Annotated in this window: 2 protein-coding genes; both read left to right on the top strand. The window is 73.2% G+C overall.

Annotated elements, in window-relative coordinates:
• Positions 1-188 precede the first annotated feature (188 nt).
• A complete protein-coding gene (locus tag ACYQ8L_RS18410) occupies positions 189-1,034 on the top strand; it encodes an NAD(+)/NADH kinase (protein WP_459943280.1) in 846 nt (281 codons plus the stop codon).
• The coding region (locus ACYQ8L_RS18405) for an AAA family ATPase (RefSeq protein WP_459943279.1) at positions 1,031-1,922 on the top strand (892 nt) is incomplete at its 3' end. The genes ACYQ8L_RS18410 and ACYQ8L_RS18405, both read left to right, overlap by 4 nt.

Below are 1,922 nucleotides of genomic sequence, written 5' to 3'. Positions count from 1 at the left end.
TGACCCGAGCTGCTCGGCCGTCGCGCTTCGTCGGGACCCCCAGCCCCACCAGCGTAATTTGCGTGCTTCTTTGTGAGACGGAACACTGGGAGGCCGGACCGCGCGCAGTGCCGGTGAACAGGGTTGGACGGGCGGGCCGTCCGCACGTCCCAACGTCCCCGCGTCCCAACGTTTCAGGAGCCGACCGGGTGCCCCTTCGCGTCGTTTCCGTCTTTTGCAAACGAAACTCCCCCGAGGCCGAGCGGGCCGCCGAGCAGTTGCGCCGGTGGGCCCGGGACCGGGGCATCCAGGTTCTCGACGACGGCCGGTTCGGCGAAACGGCTGCGCCGGCCGACATGGTGATCGTGCTCGGGGGCGACGGCACCCTGCTCGCCGCGGTGCGGGCCCTTGCGGGACGGGAGATCCCGGTGCTGGGGGTGAACATCGGGTTCCTGGGGTTCCTGACCGAGATCCCCCTGGCCGAGCTGTTTCCGACCCTGGAGCGGATCCGGGAATCCGGGTGGGACGTGGACCCGCGCACCATGCTCGAAGGGGAGGTCGTCCGCGGCGGCCGCCGGCTCCAGGCGTTTCGGGTCTTGAACGACGTGGTGTTCAACAAGGGCGCCCTGGCCCGGATCAGCGATCTCGAGGTCCGGGTCGACGGCGCCTATCTCACCAACTACCGGGGCGACGGGCTGATCCTGTCCACCCCGACGGGCTCCACGGCCTACAGCCTCTCCGCCGGGGGGCCCATCGTCCAGCCCCAGGTGCCGAGCCTCATCGTGACCCCGATCTGCCCCCACACCCTGACCCAGCGGCCGATCCTCCTGCCCGACGCCTGCACGATCGAGGTGCGGCTGGCGTCCAAGAACGGCGAGGTGTTCCTGACCCTCGACGGCCAGGAGGGGCTGGAGCTCGACGAGGGCGACCGGGTGCGGGTCTGGCGCTCGGAAAACCGGGTGCTTCTCGTTCGCTCGGCCCAGCGGGACTACTTCGAGGTGGTGCGGACCAAGCTCATGTGGGGGGGAGGCGGACGGCAGGAGGACCCGTCGTGATCGAGTTCCTCCGCGTGCGCGACTTCGCCATCGTGGACCGGCTCGACCTGGAGCTGGGGCCCGGGTTCACCGTGCTCACGGGCGAGACCGGCGCGGGCAAATCCATCCTGCTCCAGGCCCTGGGGCTCCTTCTGGGCGATCGGGCGAGCCGGGACTGGGTGCGGGCCGGCGCCCCGGAGGCCCGGGTGGAGGGGGCGTTCGCTCCGCCGGCGCCGGCGGCCGGCGCGGTGGGGGCGGTGCTCGAGGAGGCAGGCGTTCCCTGGGACCCCGCGGAACCCCTGGTGGTGACCCGGGTCGTGGCGGCCGACGGGCGAAGCCGCGCCCACGTGAACGGCGCCCTGGTGCCCCTGCACGTGCTCGCCCGGGTGGGGAGCCACCTCGTCGAGGTCTCGAGCCAACACCAGCACCAATCGCTCCTGCGGGAGGAGGAGCACCTGGCGCTCCTCGACGCGGGGCTCGACGAGGAGGGCCGGCGGGCCCTGGCCGCCTGGCAGGAGGCGTACGGCGCCTGGCACGGGGCCCGGGCCGAGGTGGACCGGCTGGAGCGGTTGGACCGCGAGGGCCGGGACCGGGCCGAGTTCCTGCGGTTCCAGATCGGGGAGATCCGGGCCGCAGGGCTCGAGCCGGGGGAAGACGAGCGGCTCCGGGCGGAGCGGGACCTCCTGGCCCACGCCACCAAACTCCGGGAGGCCTACGAGGCGGCCGAGGCCGAGCTCTACACGGCGGATACGGCCGCCCTTTCGCGGCTGGGCCGGGCCCAGCGGGCTCTGGAGGCGGCCACGCGCTGGGATCCGGAAGCCGCGGCAGCCGTCGATCTGGTGGCCGAGGCCATGGCCCTCGTGGACGAGGCGGCGGCCGCGGTGCGCCGCCGGCTGGGCGAGGTGGAGG

The sequence above is a fragment of the Deferrisoma palaeochoriense genome, assembly GCF_054656955.1.
Note: the sequence above shows the minus strand (reverse complement) of the source record. Positions and strands in the feature narration are given on the sequence as shown.